We start from the raw sequence: 18,249 nt of genomic DNA on the forward strand, positions 1-18,249 counted from the left end.
TGAATTAAATGGCTGCAATTACTCCGAGTTACACGATCGTCAATCCGTCGTACATCGCGCCGGAAATGATCATTGGCTACCAGCAGGCGTCAGGTGCATTTGAAACCATCGCCAGCGGTAACCCACAGGTTCGCCTGGGTGTTGGCGATCAGTATGTTTACATGCGTCGTCTTGATATCCGCACCCAGGTTACTTCCAGTCAATCCGGGAACGCTAACCAGTTGCCGAGTGTTGCAATGGAAGCCCGCATGATTTCCACTCCAACATATCTTTTCCGTTGCCGTGGTATCTATGACCACCATGACATGGCAGCAGCAGGAAACTGGAATGTGGCACTGCCTGAAGCACAGCGCCTTGGTATGCGACAGGGTATCTTCCAGCAACTTCGTACCAGCTTACTGTTTGGTATGAACCCAGCAGGCGGTGAGGGCTTGCTGAATACCGCAGGCGCGACCACTGACACTCTGCCAGCTGACTCAAGCGGAAACACCACGGTCCTGACTTACGACCATGGGGAAATGGCGGTTTATCTTCTGGGGCAAGTTCAGGCAGCGCTTACACGAACCATGCAATTGGGTCGCCAGCAGCGCGTTGTAATTCTTGGTCCTCAGCGTGTGCTGGGTGCCATGGAGATTCAGCAGATTGTTCAATTGACATCATATCAGCGCCCTGGTGGTGGTACTGATGCAGTTGGCGGGATGGTGAAGGAAGTTCTGAGAGGTGCCGGAGTTCAGGTTGATTGGGTTTACGACGATACATTGATCGGCGCTGGCGCTGGCGGTACAGACGTTGTGTTAATTACTATCCCTGAAGTTGAAGTTCCGATGGTTAACTCAACCATTAACACCAACGAATTTGCCAAACTTTCACCTTCTCTGGCTGCAAATGCCCTGATGTTCTGTGACATGGCTGCACCTCGCGAAATTCCTACTCCGATCGCCGGTGGCGCAGTAGACGTGTTAGCAGAAATGCGTTCAACATCTGGCTGGGCCGTTCGTCCGGAAGCTATCACTATCTTATCTATGGCCTACAGCGCTTAAGTCTGCGCGTTGTCATAAGAACCCCTGCTGGTTAAATCCTTCAGGGGTTTTTTATTTTGGGGGAAACGATGAAGCTTTATATCGCAAACACTACTAAGCAGCGCCACATGTTCTCTTTCCGTACCTTAGAGACGGGTCGCTTGCGCAACATTCCTATTGCTTATGGCTCTCAAGCCATTGTTCTTGATGGTGGCGCTGAAGAAATCGATGCAGTTATCCAGCATCACCAAGTTTACGGGCTGATAGATGCTTCAACTATTGACCAAAGTAAAAACTTTGTTGGCCTTTGCTACAGCATTGATAAGCCGGTGCAAGAGAAGATCATCGAAAAAGCGATGAGAGATAACGACCATAAGTTGACTGAAACCTCTCATAACCGCCGTCAAGCGTCAGTCGCAGCTCAAGACGATGCATTGCTGAATAGCGGTACCGGTTATGGCGGTGACATGGAGTTCACTGTCGAGCAGACAAAGGGCCGTGATGACAATAACGACACGCCTAGCGTGAATGAAACAATTGTCACCCAGAAGCGCGGGAGTAAAAAGTAAATGACCATCAGTCTGTCGGGATTTATCGAGTTTATTCGCACTGACATGGAGATTACCGCTACTCAGGTTCCCGACGACTCGCCTTCAATTGCTCTTGCTTACGGTGGCGCTGTTGAGTGGGTGAATCAGGATATTGCCTCTGTGATGCCGAATCTCTATACGGTGGCGGTATATAACCTTGCTGCTTCATTCCTGGTTAACTACGGGACGGAATCAGTATTTTCTGAGCTTCGTAAAACGCTTGGGCTGAATAACTTCAAGGCTGGGGTGATCACCGGAGCCAGCGATAACTCAACAAGTTCTCAGCGCCTGGTGCCTGATTTCTTCAAGGACTTGTCATTAGCTGACCTTCAGATGCTACTTGACCCTTGGGGGCGCAGGTACCTGATGATTGCTCAGCAATTCGGGAGTTTGTGGGGGCTATCATGATCACTCTCCATCTCGGTGTTATGGACATCCCTTATGGTGATGAGAACACAACCACTGGCGACGTAGCAGAGCTGCTAGAGGGTAAGTACAAAATCATGCAGACGTTCTTTGACCGGTACGGTAAAGATATCGCTGACATGATGGCTAATGATATTGCTGCCAGTCTTGAGAATATGATTGTAGGTGCGCCACCTACAAGAGATCCGTTAGCTGAATCAATGTCACGAACGCACAACCTATTTGTCGCGTTTTTGGATAATGAAGAGATGAATGGGTTAGCGGGAATTCCAACTCGCAGGGCAATGGAAGGGATATCGAAGAGATTCAAAAATAAGAAGGGTAGCCCAAGACCATCCTTTATCGATACCGGAACATATCAGGCGTCTATGCGCGCCTGGGTAAGCGGGGTGCTGAATGCCTTCCCTAGCTGAGCTACAGAAAACTGCACAAACAGAACTTAATGCGGCCTTGACTCAGGGCCTCGATGACATAAGCCTTTCCGAGGTCGTCACATTTACAAAATATATCAGGAAGGTTCTCCCTCTGGATGGCTTTGTGTTCTGGGTAAAAGCGTCAATTCTCACTGACGAACCAGATCCTGAGCCAGATACGGTGGATGTGAAAGGTTACCTGCACTTAACAACTGAAACCATCCAAGATGATGAGCAACTTTACGACCGAAACGTAGTGACATTCACCGCTCAGTCGGATATCGACCAATTTAATGACATCGGTTCTGATGTGCTCTACATCGGTGAGTTTTACGGAATACAGTTCTCGTTCTCTCGGCGAACCGGCCTGAATGAACCAGCTAATCTATATCACTACACTGGCGAAGCTGTATATCCGCATATGCGATCGCAGATTATCAACTCTGCTGAAGATATAGATTTAACTGATGTGGTTGTCTCTAGCTCCCTGCCGATCTGGTTGGGGTTGAATCAGTACATGCCAATGTATCCAGCCATGTTATCAATCCAGAATCTTTCGCCACCATTTGCGACAGTCAGGTGTAGTAACGCCGCTCCTATTGCCGGGGCGTTCTATCTGGATGAGAAGTACAACCAATACCAGCTTGTTTCGGAAGATGTGACCATTTCAGTAACCGGATTGCGTAATGCCGCAATAGAGGACTTTCTTTGCTACATGCAGCAATACACGATAAGTGATGACGCTGAAATGGGAATTATGAACATTCCTGTCGTTCAAGATGAGCGCGTGACGCAGAACGAACTTAACGTTACTGCCATGCGTAAAACCATCAAATTCAAGATCAACTATTACCAGCAACGGATGAGGAATGTCGCCCGTAAGTTGGTTATTTCTGTAATCCCGTCCATTTATCCGGAGAAATAATTAAATGGCAATTGTTAATATTAACGTATCGGTGACCAATCCACCGAAGCCGTCGCAACTGCTTAAGTCCGGGGCGATGATTTCCATGGGCGGGACCACGCTGAATCCAGGCGAGTACCAGTTACTGACATCTAAATCAGATTTGACAACCATCCTAAAACCAGCAAAAGCGATTGCTACCATTGAATGGGCTACAAACGTAGTGACAGTAACGCTTTCGGCCGCTCATGGATGGACAATTGGCGATCAGGTTCCTGTATTAGTTTCAGGCGTTACCCCTACTGGATATAACGGTGCATTTACTGCCACGGTAACCACATCAACTGCGTTCACCTATCCATTATCAGTTAGCCCTGGCGTATCCACGGTTATGGGATCGGTAAAAACTGTAGTAGCGAATGAAATTACCCAGATGAATACTTCATATTGGGCGCAGGGAACTAACCGAGCAGTATTTGTGCTCGAGCTTGGTGATGTATCCATGGTGAATGGTGTTGCGGCTCTATCGACATTTATTGATGAAGATATTTCACTGGGGAATACATACCAGAAATTCTTCTCTTATCTGGTTCCGCGCGAGTGGGATGAGCAGACAACATTTAAAACCCTAACTGGGCAATATACATCGCCAAGTTCGTTGGTTTATTTCTTTGTTACTACCACTATTGGCACTTATTCCGAGTGGGTTACTACGAAGAATAAGACAGTATTTGCAGGTGTTGAGGCCCCAAATATTCCGGCAACGGAGTTTTCTATGGCTGGCCCATTCCAATCTTCACTATCGAATGACCCCGGTTCATCAAACATGGTCCCGCCGATGGCATATCGGTTCATGTATGGGGTAACAGAATATCCAGTGAGTGGTAATGGCACACTGCTGAAAACCCTTCAAGATAACAGCATTAACTACATCGGCACTGCGGCAGAAGGTGGGCTTAGCAATAAGATGCTGGTTGCTGGCCATATGCTGGACAGTAATCCATTCAACTATTGGTATTCAGTTGCATGGACGGCGATAAACCTTGAACTGGATCTTGCTAACGAAGTCATTAACGGCTCTAACACCTCAACCAACCCTCTTTACTATGAGCAAGTTGGTATCGACCGTCTCCAAAATCGCGCGTTGAAAACACTACGCAATGGCATTAGTTATGGGTTAATCCTGGGGCGAGTCATTGGAACCAAGCTTATTCAAACTGACTTTAATGCTGAATATGAAAAAGGCAGCTATGCGGGCAATGCTGTGATTAATGCCGTGCCATTCAGTAATTACACAAGCCTGAATCCTTCCGATTATCAGGGCGGTAAATATAACGGGCTAAGCGCTGTTATGACACCTCGTCGTGGATTCGAGTCAATCACGTTTAACCTGAACGTAACCAATTTTGTAGGGGCATAAAAAAATGGCAAACCCGTTAGTATCACAGGGATTTCTTAACCGTGTTCGTGGCGCGGTTTCCGTAACTGGCGATCCGTCTCTGAATGTTACAGCATCATTTCTTGGCAAAGAGGGGGTTAGTTTGCGTCCTGATGGGCCAGCAACCGACATCTTACCCACGATGACTGGCACGGTAGGCAGCCAGGCACCATACCAGCAGGTTACGTTAACAGTTCACTTACTTAAAACTCAGTCGCTTGCTGCTGCATATCAAAATCGCTTTGCGACCGATACGTCACTCGGGGAAATTGTAGTTACCCCGGATGCTAATACCTTTGGGAATTACACCGTTCTTAATAGTTATTTAGTTAACTTCAATGAAATAACTATGAACGGCATGGATCCTGGCTATGTGGCTACAATTTCTGGCTACATCATTACCAACGATAATATGTGGGTGTAATCCGTGAAAATTGACAAAAATCTTAACCTGGTTAGCACCATCATCCGAGATGGGGGTAATCCTGTTTATATTCATGTTACCCCGTTCCCTTATGAGGTTATCGAAGAGAACTGTTTGCTGTTGGGGAACATGTTTTCAAACTTTATTTCTCAAGTTGGTGGGCTCGGTTCCGCTCGCATTGCCGCCATGATGCTACGGAAAAAACTCAAGCAGGAGCAAGAGTTGAGTGGATCTTCTGGACCTACAATTGTTGACGATATTCAACGCTTAACCACTGTCATTTATAACGACAACGGCGAGTGGAAGTCATCACCTTTTGATGCCGCGATGAAGAATAACGTTATCACCGCAGATGAATATCGAGACACTGAAGGTGAAATAGTTTTTTTTATGGTGTCATCTGCCATTCAGAAGAAGGAACTGATAGCCCCAACAGTGGGGGCGGTGATCAGTATGTACGGTGGGCAACTAACATCATCCAACGCTATGGAATTCCGCGCTTCCTTGCTGAAGTCGAATCAGGCTACCGATACCCAACCCCAGAGTGCCGAGCAGGAAACTTCATTTATACCCTCTTAGATTGGGCTGCGAATGAGGGGTTCTGGCGTGTTATCCGGGAAATCACTGGGGAAGAATTCTTCAGTCCTGCTCAATATCGCCAGCGCTTCTTAATCGCGGCACTCAAAGAAAGGGGCTTTTTCAATGGCAGCTAAGTCAATCATTGATATTGATGTAAATGACGATAAGTTCCAGTCATTTATGGAGAAGTTCAACGAGTATCAAGCTGCCCTTGGTGACCTCCCAGAAGCATGGAGAGGTGTCGCTCATGGCATTGGTGATACAGAGAAAGAAACTGCGAAGGTGCGATCAGAGTTGCAGGGTGTAGCAAAATCATTCTCCGATGGCGCTGCTGCTATTCTGTCGATAAATAGCGGACTTGACCGGTTAAACGATAGCCTTGATAAAGCCAATAAAAACCAATCTGGATTTAACAAGAATGCGAGTGCTGCAAAGAAATTCCTGAGTGGTGCTACGAAAGATGCGAAATCGCTGGCCGGTCATATCAAGGATGCAACCACAAGTTTAATTTCATGGACTAGCATCCTTGGTTTGTTTTCTGGGCTGATCGGCGCTGGCGGGCTATTCGGGATTAATCGACTGGCCTCCGGTGCCGCATCACAGAGATTTACAACACTTGGGTTAGGAACCACGTCTGGTGGCCTTGACTCTACCGCTATCAACTATCAGAGAGCACTAAGTAACCCAACAGGTACCCTTGGTGCTATTCGAGACTCACAGCTTGACCTGAGCAAGCGCTGGCAGTTCCAGGCGATGGGTATCAACAATCCAGATCAGGACCCTGCAAAACTGCTTCCACAGATGATCCGCAATGCGCGCGATATCTTTGTTAAAAATGGCAGCAATCTTCAAGGGGCCGAGGCCCACGGACTGACAAACTTTTTCACCCTCGATGATCTGAACCGCTTTAAAAATATGAGCGATGCAGAAATTGATTCGATGGAAAAAAGGGCCGCTCAGGACAGCAAACAACTACAACTAAGCGATCAGATTCAAAAGCAGTGGACTGATTTTAATGTCCAGTTGCAACGTAGTGGTTACAGCATAGAAAACTCATTTATTCGTGGTCTTGCCCCTTTGGCTCCACAGTTAACCAGGTTGTCTGATTCTGTTTCCGGGATGATTGATTCATTTCTTAAATCACCAGAACTGGGGAAATGGATTGATGGACTCTCACAAGGAATCCAGAAGTTTGGAGAATACCTAGCATCACCATCATTTCGAACTGATATCGATAGCTTCATGAAGTCAATCCGAGATATGGGTCTGACTGTCGATAATGTGATTCGTTTTTTAAATGGGACAACACTGAACGGATGGAATGATTCAGTAGCTGATAGCGCTAACTCATCGGCTAAGTGGGTTAAAGAGAAAACTGGTTTTGATCCGCAAACTGTTGGACCGGCAATTAAAGATTTATTCAGCATTGGGTCTAAAAAAATAAAAGATTGGTATTCCGGCGGAAGCATTACTCCAGTTGACCCAACTCCTGCCGATGTCACCGCCAAGGGCCGAACAATAGCCGATCGCTTTAACAACCCCGGTAATTTGCGCTGGGCTGAAGGTTACGGGACTCATAACACTCAAAGTGGAAAGTTTGCTGTATTTCCAACCCTTGATGAGGGGGTTCTGGCAGCCACGAAGCAGCTTCAGATATATGGCTCTAAAGGGATAAATAACGTTAAGGATATCGTTAGCAAATGGGCCCCATCCAATGAAAACGATACAGCCGCTTATATTCGCCATGTTGTTAAATCGACAAAGTTCAGTGAAAACGAAAAGCTAAACCTTAATGATCCAGCCGTTCTGGCAAAACTAATTTCAGCTATGGCAACGAAAGAGGGGGCCGGAAGCAGGGTTACTGAGGGGGCCGTCATCCAGATTTATAACAATACCGGTGGCAATGCCATTGTAAATAGCGCTCAGCTTGGAGGGTATGGATAATGGCTTTCACGCGGGAGCTTTACAAGCTTGGTTTTGAAATATCCCCTGTAATTCTGTGTGAGGGTGTAGCTCAAAGCATCCCAGGAGGGATGCTGCCGATAGTGGCTCTTACACAAAGCGCAAGTTTTGTTACGGGACTCATCGGCGGGGCTATAAACCTGACAGACTTGGATAAGTATTTCTGCCATTGGAAGCCCATTCAGGGGGCAACTATGGTTGATTACGATATTGCCCGATACCCATTCGCTAACCAAACAGTGGCTGCAAACGCGCTATTAGCACAACCACTCCGAGTATCTCTAATGATGGATGCGCCGGTTAATGAGAACACTGGCGCAATGACAAAATTAGTGACCCTAAGTGCACTTCAGTCAGTTCTGCAAGCTCATGCCAACCTTGGTGGCACATTCATTGTTGCAACACCTGCATTGATATACAGCGGTTGCATACTGAAAACAGTGAAAGACGTTACCAGCTATAACGAAGCGATCACGCAAAAATCGTGGGTATGGGATTTCGAGCAGCCACTTGTTACTGAGACTGGAGCCGAGCAAGCCGTTAATAGCTTTATCGGCAAGATAGACGGTGGAGCAAAGACAACCAGTAGCGCGTGGACAAGTACGGCTGCGGCATTAGGAAATACCTCTCTTGGTGGAAGCGTCTCAGGCATAGCAAGTGAGGTTGTAGGGCTTGTTGGAAAACTGAGTGGAGCTTTCGGCTTATGAGTACAGAATATTATGATTTTTCTGGCAATGAGCGGGAGAGCATGTCGTTTACTCCGTCGCTGGATGGGACGATTTATAACTGCCAAATAAAATGGAATATATCGGCTCAGAGATGGTATCTGAACATTACGGATAACTCAGGTAACCAGATCCTTACCACCGCAATGATCGAATCAACAACCGGTATGGGGATTAACCTTATATCGGGAGTTTTTTCTTCAACATCCATGATATGGCGTCAGCCTAATGGTCGAATTGAGGTAACAAGCTGATGCGCTTTTACGATATTCAAATATATGACCAGAAGGGAGCTTTATTTCGTCAGTATTCAAGCCTTAAGAATGGAGTTTTCAATCCTGGCGGGCTGATGGTTGAATTTGACATTCAACGATTTGGAGAGTCAACCCCACAAGGGCAAAGCTGCATCACTGTTTGGGGAGTTAGCCCACAGGAAATGCAGCAAGCCCAGCAAAACATGTTTGGCATGACTGTAAAAATGTTTGTTGGAATGTCAAAGGGATTGCCGTTATCGAAGCCATCTCAAAAAGGCTTGGTTCTTGAGGGGACCATCTGGCAAGCATTTGGAAACTGGCAGGGAACCGAGTTACGGCTTGATTTAATCGTTGTTGCTGGACCCACATCGACCACCAGTCAGTTACCTATGGCTCCGCTTAATTTAACGATGCCATGGGGGGTGGGACAGCAGTTATCGGTAGCTTTAACTCAATGCTTTCAGACTCTTGGTGGTTCATACACTCACAATATAAACGTTAGTAACCGCTTGGTGCTTCCATATTCAAGGCCCATGTTCTGTGGGGCTCTTAGCCAGTTAGCTAGCGATCTGAAAAACTTCTCAAAGACAATAATTAAAGATTCATCTTATTCTGGTGTTGAAATTACCATCGTTAATGGAAAAGAGATAAGGGTATGGGATAACGATTATATTAATCATTCAGATAAAACATCATTAAAAAGTGCCACCTACCGGAATGGTCATCCAACTCAAATAGAATTCACTGATCTTATAGGTCAGCCCACCTGGATTAGATTTGGCACAATAACAGTGCCATGTGTAATGCGAGCCGATATTCAGGTTGGTGACCATATTTTAATGCCGAAAAAATCACGGGCAATGATTCAAGCATCTTCATTTTCTCAATTCAGAAATGACTCTGCTTTTACTGGTGAGTTTATCGTGCAATCCGTTCGCCTTGTAGGTAACAGCCGGCAACCCGATGCAAATAGTTGGGTGACCATCATTGAGGCATATCCTTCTACGGAGTTGGCGAAAAAATGAATGTTAGCAATAAGTTGAATTTTAATAGAAATATTACTCAGTTTGCTGAAAACAAAATAAGCGAAGCAATGGAGTCGGCTGGTAAGGTATTGCCAGTAACTGTTATTTCTCAGTCAGGGAAAATGGTAACTGTTTCATTCAATCTCACTAATATCCCGTACACGCTACCTCAAGTCACTATTCCTATCTTTGGGCCTCAATATATTCGCTACCCAATGCAATCAGGGGATAAAGGGATCGTGATCCCTGCTGACACCTATCTTGGCGGAGTGAGTGGGCAAGGGGGAGGGACGGCAGACCTTACGCCTCCTGCGAACTTAAGTGCCTTGGTTTTTTTACCCATCAGCAATACCGAGTGGGATTCGGTTGATGGGCAGGTCCTGACGCTATACGGACCAGAGGGGGTGACTATTCGGGATGGCGGAAGCAATACAACATTTTTGCTTACGCCGGAAAGTATCACTATTGCCACGCCTACACAGTTTAAAGTCACAGTTGGCAGTACGGTGCTAACTTTGACAAACGGCATGTGGAGCCTTTCTGGAGAAGCTGGAAAGTTAGAAGATGCTACCGCAAGTACAAGTCCTGCAATTATGCATGAGGGCTGGGCCGGATTGGTTGCATGGTGTAATAGCCACGTTCATACCAACGGTAATGGCGGGTCAAATACCGGTTCAACTACAACGCCTTTTAACGGGAATATTACTGAATGAGAACTTACGGCAGAAATTCAGAGGGCCAATGGGTGCTTGTTGAAACTGATGATAATGGTTTTAATGATTCTGTTTATCTGACGACGCTTATTCAAAACCTGAAGCTGGCCCCGCAAGAATCACCCTTTTACGCGAATAACGGCATCCCGGCTAATGGCTCGGTCATTCAGCAGATATTGCCGACTTATTACGTCAATAGAATACAGCAACAATTTAGCCAATATTTCTCTTCTTTGCAGATTGCCATGGTCAGTGATGACCCGCCAATTTATAACATATCGGCTATAACGAACGCCGGTTCAAAAATCATTGCACAGGTGAATGTATGAGTGATTTGCCAGTTAGTTACAATGCATCAGGCCCTATCCCACTAACCGCAAATGAATTAAGAGATAAAATAGTCTCCCTCGCCACTGCGCAATCACCTGGAATTACAACTGATTTGCCCGGATCTTTGGTAGAGGATATTGTTAGTACCAGCGTTGGCGCACTTCTCGTTTGTGATCAAGCCAGAGTTGATTTAATTAACTCAGTTGGACCACTAACGGCTAATATTTTTATGCTTAATACTCTCGCTGAACAATATGGGATAACTGGGCAAAAAACAGAGGGGCTGACAACTGTTCAGATTATTTTTAGTGGCCCGGCAGGATTTGCCCTCCCTCAGGGTTTTTTGGTTTCAGATGGCACGCATCAATATTCATTATCTGATACAACCATAATTCCTGCGTCAGGAACAACATCACCAGTTACTTGTGCGGCAACAATCACAGGGACATGGGCAGTACCAGAGAATACCGTAAACAATATAGCCACAAGCCTGCCATCAGATATCGTTATTACTTGTACAAATCAAACCGCAGGGATACCCGGTGGACCAACCGAAACCGTTGCAGAGTTCAGGGGGCGAGTATGGGAATCAGGAATGAGCACAGTCCAGGGGTATCCTGGCTTTATTCGTCAAAAATTAACTGATTTAGATAATGTTCAGGCTAGGCTTGTCTCTGTCGTGGCCGATGGTAGCGATTGGATAATCATGTGCGGCGGGGGTGACATTTTTTCAATGGCAGGGGCTATTTACAAGTCAGCAGGCGATATTAGCCGATTAAAAGGCACTTCACTAAATGTTACAGGAATAACCAATGCTTCTCCTGGAGTTATTACCACCGATATAACTCATGGATTTAGTAGTGGGCAGGTCGCTATTATTAATGGAGTTACGGGGATTTCAGGGATCAATGGCACGCCTTTCACCATTACTGTTATAAATTCCCACTCGTTCTCTATTGGTGTTAGCACGACGGGTTCCGGGGCATGGACTGGCGGCGGGGTGGTAACTCCAAATTTAAGAAATAACACTGTAACAATAAATGACTGGCCTGATAGCTACGTTATACCTTTTGTTCAACCTTTACAGCAGCGCGTAACTGTAAAATTAGAGTGGGCAACTGAAAGTGTCAATTATCTAACTGACGCCACGGTATCTTCCCTAGTGGCTGCTCCAGTCATTTCTTATATTAACGGTATTTATGCTGGTAATCCGTTAAATATTAATAGTATAAAAGATGTTTTTTTGCAGTCCATAAATGAAACTCTAAATATGAGCTTGATTAGCAATCTCAATGTGATTGTTACTGTAAATGGCGTTATTACTAGCGTGGATGAAAATACAAATATAATTAGCGGTGACAGATACAGCTATTGGTTTATTTCAGATGATGGCGTGACCGTTACTGGGGGGTGAGATGCTTGATGATATTATTCGTGCATATTTATATCAACAGTATAATGATGATGAAAATCTTCAGGCTTTTGTTGACGCATATAACACGCTGTCAAAAGACATATATTCATGGATGAAAGATGCGAATCTCCCTGTTTTTGTTGGCGGCTATAACGCAGGCGATCAGCTCAGGTGGATTGCTTTGGGGGTGTATGGGGTTAGGCCACCTATACTGGTTAGTGACAAGCGCCGCACGTTTGGTGATTACAATTCGCTTTTGTTTAACCAATTGCCTTTTAATGGACGGATGGTTAAGGATGAATCTGAGCAAGTAGTTGCTTCAGACGATGTGTTCAAAAGAGTAATGACATGGAATTACTATAAAGGTGATGGTTTCAACTTTACCATACCGTGGCTAAAGCGCCGGGTTATGAGGTTTTTGACCGGGGTCGATGGAGTAGATGTTGTTAATGATCAGCGGTGGAGTATTTCGGTGCTGTTTTCCACATCAGGCGCTAACATTTCGATTGTTAAAGGGTATAGAAAGCTTACAAACTCGGGGGTATATAATTCATTCCCCATAAATACTCGCTCTTTTAATCAGAACACAAGCGTCCTGATTAAAAGTAACGAATATGAGTTTGCATCACTATTCAAGCAGGCTTTCGATAGTGGACTTTTACATATGCCATTTTATCAGCCTGTTTCTGTGACCATTGTTGGTTGAATGGTATAGAATTTATCCTCTTTCATAGGGTTTTAGGGATGATGATGAATAAGTTATGTTTTTTGTTAATTGTGTCAATTTTTCTTTCAGGCTGCGCCGAACCACCTCTATCACAGAAGCGTGATTTTCTTATCAAAATGGCTCCTTCAATTTACAACCCAATGGGGGCGAGTATTCCTGTAAATATTAATACAGTCCGAGGAGAAATGATTGCCAATGGTTGGGAGACTGATGACTTCTTAAAGAGATTATCTGATAAATGCTATGATCTTTCATATGCAGCTTCAGGTTCATGCGCCCTTGATTTTTATTACGATGAGCTAAAAGAAAAAAAAGAAGAAAAAGAAGATGGACTGTGTAGTAAAAACCCAGTTTGCATCAGAGATAGAGAGACTAAATCGGCAATACATGATTTAAATCATATATATTATCTTGTCATGGCAAGAAACCAATATGACCAAGCTGAATTTGATTTGAATATTAGAGCATTATGCAAAGCCGCTGGCGTTGGACAAAGGGGGGGAATTCCATTAAGGCAGATTGAAGAAGATGTAAACCAGCAACCTGGATTGTCTCCTGAGGTAAGAGGGCAGTTCAGGGACATTGCTATGTCTTGCTGGACTCTAAGCAAAAACGGTATTACGGATGGAACAACACAAATTAAGAATGTGTATTAATAAATGGCCCAATTTACGTAGGCCTTTTCTTTCTGGCGCGTCATTGCGCTGAGCAGCCCACTCAGGTGGGCTTTTTATTATGTTTTTCTTCAATAATTTCAGAGACCTTTTTTAGTGACTCTGCAAACATTGACGCCATGTTTTTAAGATTACTGCCTTGCTGATCAAGCATCTCACTCTGCATTCTGATCACATTCCTTAGCTCCCTAGCATCTCCTGCCGGGAAGCCTGATTTCTCCGCTTCGATTGCATCATCAAGTATTTGTACTATCTCGGCGTTCAGTGATCTGCCGTTTCTTTTTGCTCTTTCAGTAAGCTCGCACTTAAGTTCTTGTGTCATGCGCAAGTTGAACTGTGGATCGTTTCTGGCCATGCATCCTCCGATAAATAGAGTTGACATACTATTACGGTGGTATTATCTTATCAATAAGACCACGGTGGTCTTAAGAAGGAAGCTAAAATGAAAGACGCACGTAAGTTGCCTGTATTTAATATACGAATGCCAAAAAGCGATATGGATCTTGTGAAAATGGCGGCAGAAAGAAATGGACGCTCCATTAACTCAGAGATTTATCAGAGATTGATGAATAGCCTGAAAAGCGAGGGATTTGCTAGTGTGCAGTGAAAACAACGAAACCCGGCAGTGCGTCAACACTAGCCGGGCTTCTAATTTGTCAAATACTTTCGGAGTTATCGACATGTCAAGTATAGCAACTCAGATCTCTACTATCAACGTTCCTTTCCATGGTCAATCTTTGGCTACAATTTTCCATGATGGTCAGCCTTTTGTCGCTATGCGCCCAATCATTGAGAACATTGGGATAGATTGGACCGGGCAGCTTGTAAAGCTCAAAAATCAGAAGGAAAAATTTGGGTGTAGAGATATCTCTACTCCTACAAAAGGTGGCATTCAGAAGATGATCTGCATTCCATTGCGCAAGCTCAACGGCTGGTTGTTCAGTATCAACCCTGAAAAGGTTCGTGCCGATATCAAAGACAAGCTCATTCAGTATCAGGAAGAGTGTTTCAGCGTTCTATATGAATATTGGTCTAAGGGTGAGGTAAAGCCGAAAGTCAGCAAAACTACAGTCAATGAGCGCACTCCGCTTCGTGACGCAGTAAACATGTTGGTCGGCAAGAAAGGACTCCGCTATGACGATGCATACAATATGGTTCATCAGCGTTTTAACATTGATAGCATTGACGAGCTTGAGCTTAATCAAATTCCGCTGGCTGTAGAATATATCCATCGTGTGGTTCTTGATGGTGAATACCTTGGCAAACAGGAAGCGGTGCCAGCCACTGTTAAGCAAGTACAGTTCACTAATGATGAACTGTGCGCATTATCTTGGTTGTGGCTTGTTGCTGATAAAATGCGTCGACACGCGGAAGAAACGTACCCAGCACTTAAACAGCTTGAATCGAAATACGCTGGCGATGCCTGCGATATTGCTCGTGAGTTCAAATATTGGCTAGGGAATACCGAATCAATTCTTTCCAGAGAAACTCGGCATATTGCTAAACCATCTGGACGCGAGGGTTGCTACTCGTCTTTAGCTTACTTGAGAGAGAATCACTGGAACCCACTACCTCGTTAAAAACCCAGATTGTTGAACTAAACCTAACCCGCTTATGCGGGTTTTTTATTATCTTAATATCAGGAGAGCCAAATGGCCTTGACACTCTTAACATCCAATAACGCATCGACAGTATTGGCGTCCGGCATCAGCGCGACCGCAACGACACTTACTGTTAATACCGGCACCGGGATAATCTTTCCGTCACCTAGCCCGGGGTCTAGTTACTTCAAGCTTACTTTAGTTGATGCCGCTACAGGGACATTAACAGAAATAGTTCATGTTACCTCTCGTTCGGGAGATGTCATGACGATAGTTCGCGCTCAGGAGGGTACCCCAGCAAGGTTGTGGTCTGCTAATGACATTGCAGCCAATATGTTGACGGCAGGCACAATTGCGCAACTGGCTCAAAAAGATTTATCACTACAAACAGCCAATAACTTATCTGAAATAGCAACTGCTGGTCCCGCAGCTGTGGCTGCTGCTGTAGCTAACCTTGGCTTAACAGAGGCCGCTGCCGCCGCTGCTGATGCTCTGAAGAAAAGCGCCAACCTTTCTGACTTGGCGAGCAAGCCAGCATCAAGGACCAATCTTGGTCTTGGCAACTCATCCACAAGGGATGTGGCGCTTGTATCCGACTATCCGATCGGCACAGCAGACAAGGTTGTTACTCTTCCAGGGCTGGTATCCTATGCGCTAGCTCAATCAAAAAACTTGTCGGATGTGACTAACGCGGCTACCGCTAGGAATAACTTAGGCCTCGGAAATTCTTCAACATTAGATGTGGGGAGTGCGGCTAATACCGTGGCCGCCGGCAATGACACGCGCATTACTGGAGCCCTTCAAAAGACGCAAAATCTGAATGACCTTTCGGACAAACCCCAGTCCAGGGTTAACTTAGGATTGGGTAATTCATCCACACGTGACGTAGCAACCTCGGCAGAAATCCCCGTCGGTACGGCAGATAAGGTTCTCACGTTGCCGGGGCTAATGATTCTTTTTGGAAAAATAAACTTCACTGGTAATAGTTTCATCAGGATACCAGACCGTCCGGGCGGGTTAATTATCCAGTGGGGCAAGGCAACAGGCCTAGCTACTGGAACATCATTCTCCACGGTCACCTTTCCAACTGCATTCCCCAATTATACCGGTTCAGTCATTACCACTCGAAATTATAGTGCTGCCGCCACTGGTGCTCAGGCAAACCAAACCGTGAGGAACGTCACCAGCACAACATTTGAGGTTAATGCGGCTGATACTGTGGTTGTGGATTTATTCTGGGTTGCTTTTGGCTACTAAATAACGAGGTTGTGATGTCATATTTATTTAATAAAAAGACAAGCCGGTTTTTGGCAAAAAATATGGTCGATGATGGTAGCTACGGTGAAATTAAAGACTCAGACTTAATCATCCCCACTGACGATGAGATGACTATATATCACGCCACTGCCGCACCACAAAGAAAACTATTGGGGACGGTAAAGGGCAGGCCAGCCTGGGTCGATGCACCAGAGATGACGCCAGAGGAAGTTCTAGTTGAGGCAACTAGTCAGAGATCGGCGCTAAAGGCCAAAGCTGATAGTGAAATTGAATGGCGTCAGGATGCGGTTGACAGCGGTTCGCCTGAAGGGACGGAAGCAAATGATTTGGCAAAATGGAAGGAGTATCGAATCTCTTTAATGAGATTGGATATATCGACTGGTAAAAGCATAGAGTGGCCAGCAATGCCGGATTAGAATTTTTTATTGGCAGGGACGCCGAGGTGGGAGTGTGACAGATTTGTGCCAAAACAATGACACAAAATGGCGCAAATCAGCAAAGCACGACAAACACCACTTAAGCTGGCTGGCTTGTGTAGCGGCTTAGACAGTTGCTATCATGCGTTCCTTTTAATCACGCGTCAGACTGTTTATCTGATGCTGGAGGTTCTGTGAAGTACGAATTACAAAAAACCGATGGGCGTGCTCGTCGTGGCCGTTTGGTCTTTGAGCGCGGCGTAGTGGAAACCCCGGCTTTTATGCCCGTGGGCACCTACGGCACCGTTAAAGGCATGACGCCGGAAGAAGTGAAAGAAACCGGCGCGCAAATCCTGCTGGGCAATACTTTCCACCTGTGGCTGCGTCCTGGGCAGGAAATCATGAAGCTGCACGGCGATTTGCATGATTTTATGCAATGGCACGGGCCGATTCTGACCGACTCCGGCGGTTTCCAGGTATTCAGCCTAGGCGCAATGCGGAAAATCAAAGAGGAGGGGGTGCATTTCAAAAACCCGATCAACGGCGATTCCGTGTTCCTTAGCCCAGAAAAATCGATGGAAATTCAATACGATTTAGGTTCAGACATCGTCATGATTTTTGACGAATGTACGCCTTATCCAGCCGATTGGGATTATGCCAAGCGTTCAATGGAAATGTCATTGCGTTGGGCAGCCCGCAGTCGTCAACGCTTTGATGAGCTGAATAATAAAAATGCCTTATTTGGTATTATTCAGGGCGGCGTTTACGAAGATTTACGTGATGTATCGGTAAAAGGACTGGTAGATATCGGCTTTGATGGTTACGCTGTGGGCGGCCTGGCGGTAGGTGAGCCAAAAGAAGATATGCACCGGATTCTTGAGCACGTTTGCCCACAGATTCCAGCGGATAAACCACGCTATTTAATGGGCGTCGGCAAGCCGGAAGATTTGGTTGAAGGTGTACGCCGCGGTATTGATATGTTTGACTGCGTGATGCCAACGCGAAATGCCCGTAACGGACATCTGTTTGTTACCGATGGCGTGGTGAAAATCCGTAACGCCAAGCATAAAGATGATACGTCGACCCTGGATGCTGAATGTGATTGCTACACTTGTCGCAATTATAGTCGCGCCTACTTGCATCATCTGGATCGTTGCAACGAAATACTGGGTGCCAGACTCAATACCATTCATAATCTGCGTTATTATCAACGCTTGATGGCGGGTTTACGTCAGGCTATTGAAGACGGTAAATTAGAGAGCTTCGTTGAAGATTTCTATGGTCGGATCGGGAAACCTGTTCCACCATTAAACGTTTGATTTAGAAATTATTAACTT

At 45.5% G+C, this 18,249-nt stretch carries 23 protein-coding genes; 22 read left to right on the top strand and 1 reads right to left on the bottom strand.

Translation table 11 applies throughout. From position 1 onward, the window contains the following. The first annotated feature begins 8 nt into the window (after window positions 1-8). The 17 genes from PL78_RS00170 to PL78_RS00250 all read left to right on the top strand — a co-directional run bounded on the left by PL78_RS00170 (window position 9) and on the right by PL78_RS00250 (window position 13,599). A complete protein-coding gene (locus tag PL78_RS00170; RefSeq protein ID WP_057619021.1) occupies window positions 9-1,040 on the top strand; it encodes a hypothetical protein in 1,032 nt (343 codons plus the stop codon). A gap of 68 nt (window positions 1,041-1,108) precedes the next feature. Further along, on the top strand, window positions 1,109-1,588 hold the full coding sequence (locus tag PL78_RS00175) for a hypothetical protein (protein ID WP_064512157.1): 480 nt from the start codon (window positions 1,109-1,111) through the stop codon (window positions 1,586-1,588). Continuing rightward, the gene (locus tag PL78_RS00180; RefSeq protein WP_050151413.1) at window positions 1,589-2,017 is read left to right on the top strand and encodes a hypothetical protein; all 429 of its coding nucleotides are present in this window, start codon (window positions 1,589-1,591) and stop codon (window positions 2,015-2,017) included. Beyond that, window positions 2,014-2,448 (top strand): hypothetical protein, encoded by a 435-nt coding sequence (locus PL78_RS00185; RefSeq protein ID WP_064512159.1) that lies wholly within the window; start codon window positions 2,014-2,016, stop codon window positions 2,446-2,448. Before PL78_RS00180 ends, PL78_RS00185 begins: the two co-directional genes overlap by 4 nt. After that, window positions 2,432-3,373 (top strand): hypothetical protein, encoded by a 942-nt coding sequence (locus tag PL78_RS00190; RefSeq protein ID WP_064512161.1) that lies wholly within the window; start codon window positions 2,432-2,434, stop codon window positions 3,371-3,373. Before PL78_RS00185 ends, PL78_RS00190 begins: the two co-directional genes overlap by 17 nt. A gap of 4 nt (window positions 3,374-3,377) precedes the next feature. After that, complete coding sequence (locus tag PL78_RS00195; RefSeq protein ID WP_064512163.1) at window positions 3,378-4,772, top strand: hypothetical protein; 1,395 nt, start codon at window positions 3,378-3,380, stop codon at window positions 4,770-4,772. Between the two features lie 4 nt (window positions 4,773-4,776). Further along, window positions 4,777-5,214 carry a hypothetical protein gene (locus tag PL78_RS00200; protein WP_064512165.1) on the top strand — a complete coding sequence of 146 codons (438 nt, stop codon included), beginning with the start codon at window positions 4,777-4,779 and terminating at the stop codon, window positions 5,212-5,214. Between the two features lie 3 nt (window positions 5,215-5,217). Then, window positions 5,218-5,793 carry a hypothetical protein gene (locus PL78_RS00205; protein ID WP_064512167.1) on the top strand — a complete coding sequence of 192 codons (576 nt, stop codon included), beginning with the start codon at window positions 5,218-5,220 and terminating at the stop codon, window positions 5,791-5,793. Window positions 5,794-5,916: 123 nt separating this feature from the next. Beyond that, window positions 5,917-7,737 carry a hypothetical protein gene (locus tag PL78_RS00210; RefSeq protein ID WP_064512169.1) on the top strand — a complete coding sequence of 607 codons (1,821 nt, stop codon included), beginning with the start codon at window positions 5,917-5,919 and terminating at the stop codon, window positions 7,735-7,737. Beyond that, window positions 7,737-8,462, top strand: coding sequence for a hypothetical protein (locus PL78_RS00215; RefSeq protein ID WP_064512170.1), 726 nt, complete (start codon window positions 7,737-7,739; stop codon window positions 8,460-8,462). The genes PL78_RS00210 and PL78_RS00215 overlap by 1 nt, the downstream gene beginning before the upstream one ends. After that, window positions 8,459-8,734 carry a phage baseplate plug family protein gene (locus PL78_RS00220; RefSeq protein ID WP_064512172.1) on the top strand — a complete coding sequence of 92 codons (276 nt, stop codon included), beginning with the start codon at window positions 8,459-8,461 and terminating at the stop codon, window positions 8,732-8,734. The genes PL78_RS00215 and PL78_RS00220 overlap by 4 nt, the downstream gene beginning before the upstream one ends. Further along, window positions 8,734-9,759, top strand: a complete 1,026-nt coding sequence (locus PL78_RS00225) for a hypothetical protein (RefSeq protein WP_064512174.1) — start codon at window positions 8,734-8,736, stop codon at window positions 9,757-9,759. Before PL78_RS00220 ends, PL78_RS00225 begins: the two co-directional genes overlap by 1 nt. Beyond that, window positions 9,756-10,472, top strand: a complete 717-nt coding sequence (locus PL78_RS00230) for a hypothetical protein (protein WP_064512177.1) — start codon at window positions 9,756-9,758, stop codon at window positions 10,470-10,472. The genes PL78_RS00225 and PL78_RS00230 overlap by 4 nt, the downstream gene beginning before the upstream one ends. Beyond that, entirely contained in the window at window positions 10,469-10,801 is a 333-nt protein-coding gene (locus tag PL78_RS00235; RefSeq protein WP_050072736.1) for a hypothetical protein, read from the top strand. Before PL78_RS00230 ends, PL78_RS00235 begins: the two co-directional genes overlap by 4 nt. Beyond that, on the top strand, window positions 10,798-12,216 hold the full coding sequence (locus tag PL78_RS00240; RefSeq protein WP_064512179.1) for a ubiquitin-activating E1 FCCH domain-containing protein: 1,419 nt from the start codon (window positions 10,798-10,800) through the stop codon (window positions 12,214-12,216). Before PL78_RS00235 ends, PL78_RS00240 begins: the two co-directional genes overlap by 4 nt. A gap of 1 nt (window position 12,217) precedes the next feature. Next, the gene (locus PL78_RS00245; RefSeq protein ID WP_064512181.1) at window positions 12,218-12,922 is read left to right on the top strand and encodes a hypothetical protein; all 705 of its coding nucleotides are present in this window, start codon (window positions 12,218-12,220) and stop codon (window positions 12,920-12,922) included. 38 nt (window positions 12,923-12,960) lie between these two features. After that, window positions 12,961-13,599, top strand: coding sequence for a YajG family lipoprotein (locus PL78_RS00250; protein ID WP_064512183.1), 639 nt, complete (start codon window positions 12,961-12,963; stop codon window positions 13,597-13,599). Window positions 13,600-13,660: 61 nt separating this feature from the next. Here PL78_RS00250 and PL78_RS00255 read toward each other — a convergent pair whose 3' ends face one another. Further along, window positions 13,661-13,972 (bottom strand): Arc family DNA-binding protein, encoded by a 312-nt coding sequence (locus tag PL78_RS00255; RefSeq protein ID WP_064512185.1) that lies wholly within the window; start codon window positions 13,970-13,972, stop codon window positions 13,661-13,663. A gap of 87 nt (window positions 13,973-14,059) precedes the next feature. On the opposite strand from PL78_RS00255, the gene PL78_RS00260 reads away from it, so the two are divergent. From PL78_RS00260 to tgt, 5 genes are all read left to right on the top strand, one after another. Further along, window positions 14,060-14,224 carry an Arc family DNA-binding protein gene (locus PL78_RS00260; RefSeq protein ID WP_064512187.1) on the top strand — a complete coding sequence of 55 codons (165 nt, stop codon included), beginning with the start codon at window positions 14,060-14,062 and terminating at the stop codon, window positions 14,222-14,224. 73 nt (window positions 14,225-14,297) lie between these two features. Beyond that, window positions 14,298-15,197, top strand: a complete 900-nt coding sequence (locus PL78_RS00265; protein WP_064512189.1) for a phage antirepressor N-terminal domain-containing protein — start codon at window positions 14,298-14,300, stop codon at window positions 15,195-15,197. Window positions 15,198-15,269: 72 nt separating this feature from the next. Beyond that, window positions 15,270-16,475, top strand: coding sequence for a gp53-like domain-containing protein (locus tag PL78_RS00270; RefSeq protein WP_064512191.1), 1,206 nt, complete (start codon window positions 15,270-15,272; stop codon window positions 16,473-16,475). A 14-nt stretch (window positions 16,476-16,489) separates the two neighbouring features. Continuing rightward, window positions 16,490-16,912 carry a tail fiber assembly protein gene (locus PL78_RS00275; protein WP_064512194.1) on the top strand — a complete coding sequence of 141 codons (423 nt, stop codon included), beginning with the start codon at window positions 16,490-16,492 and terminating at the stop codon, window positions 16,910-16,912. Between the two features lie 194 nt (window positions 16,913-17,106). Next, on the top strand, window positions 17,107-18,231 hold the full coding sequence (gene tgt / locus PL78_RS00280; RefSeq protein WP_049598493.1) for a tRNA guanosine(34) transglycosylase Tgt: 1,125 nt from the start codon (window positions 17,107-17,109) through the stop codon (window positions 18,229-18,231). The last annotated feature ends 18 nt before the right edge of the window (window positions 18,232-18,249 follow it).

The organism is Yersinia entomophaga, assembly GCF_001656035.1.
GTDB classification, from domain to species: Bacteria; Pseudomonadota; Gammaproteobacteria; order Enterobacterales; family Enterobacteriaceae; genus Yersinia; species Yersinia entomophaga.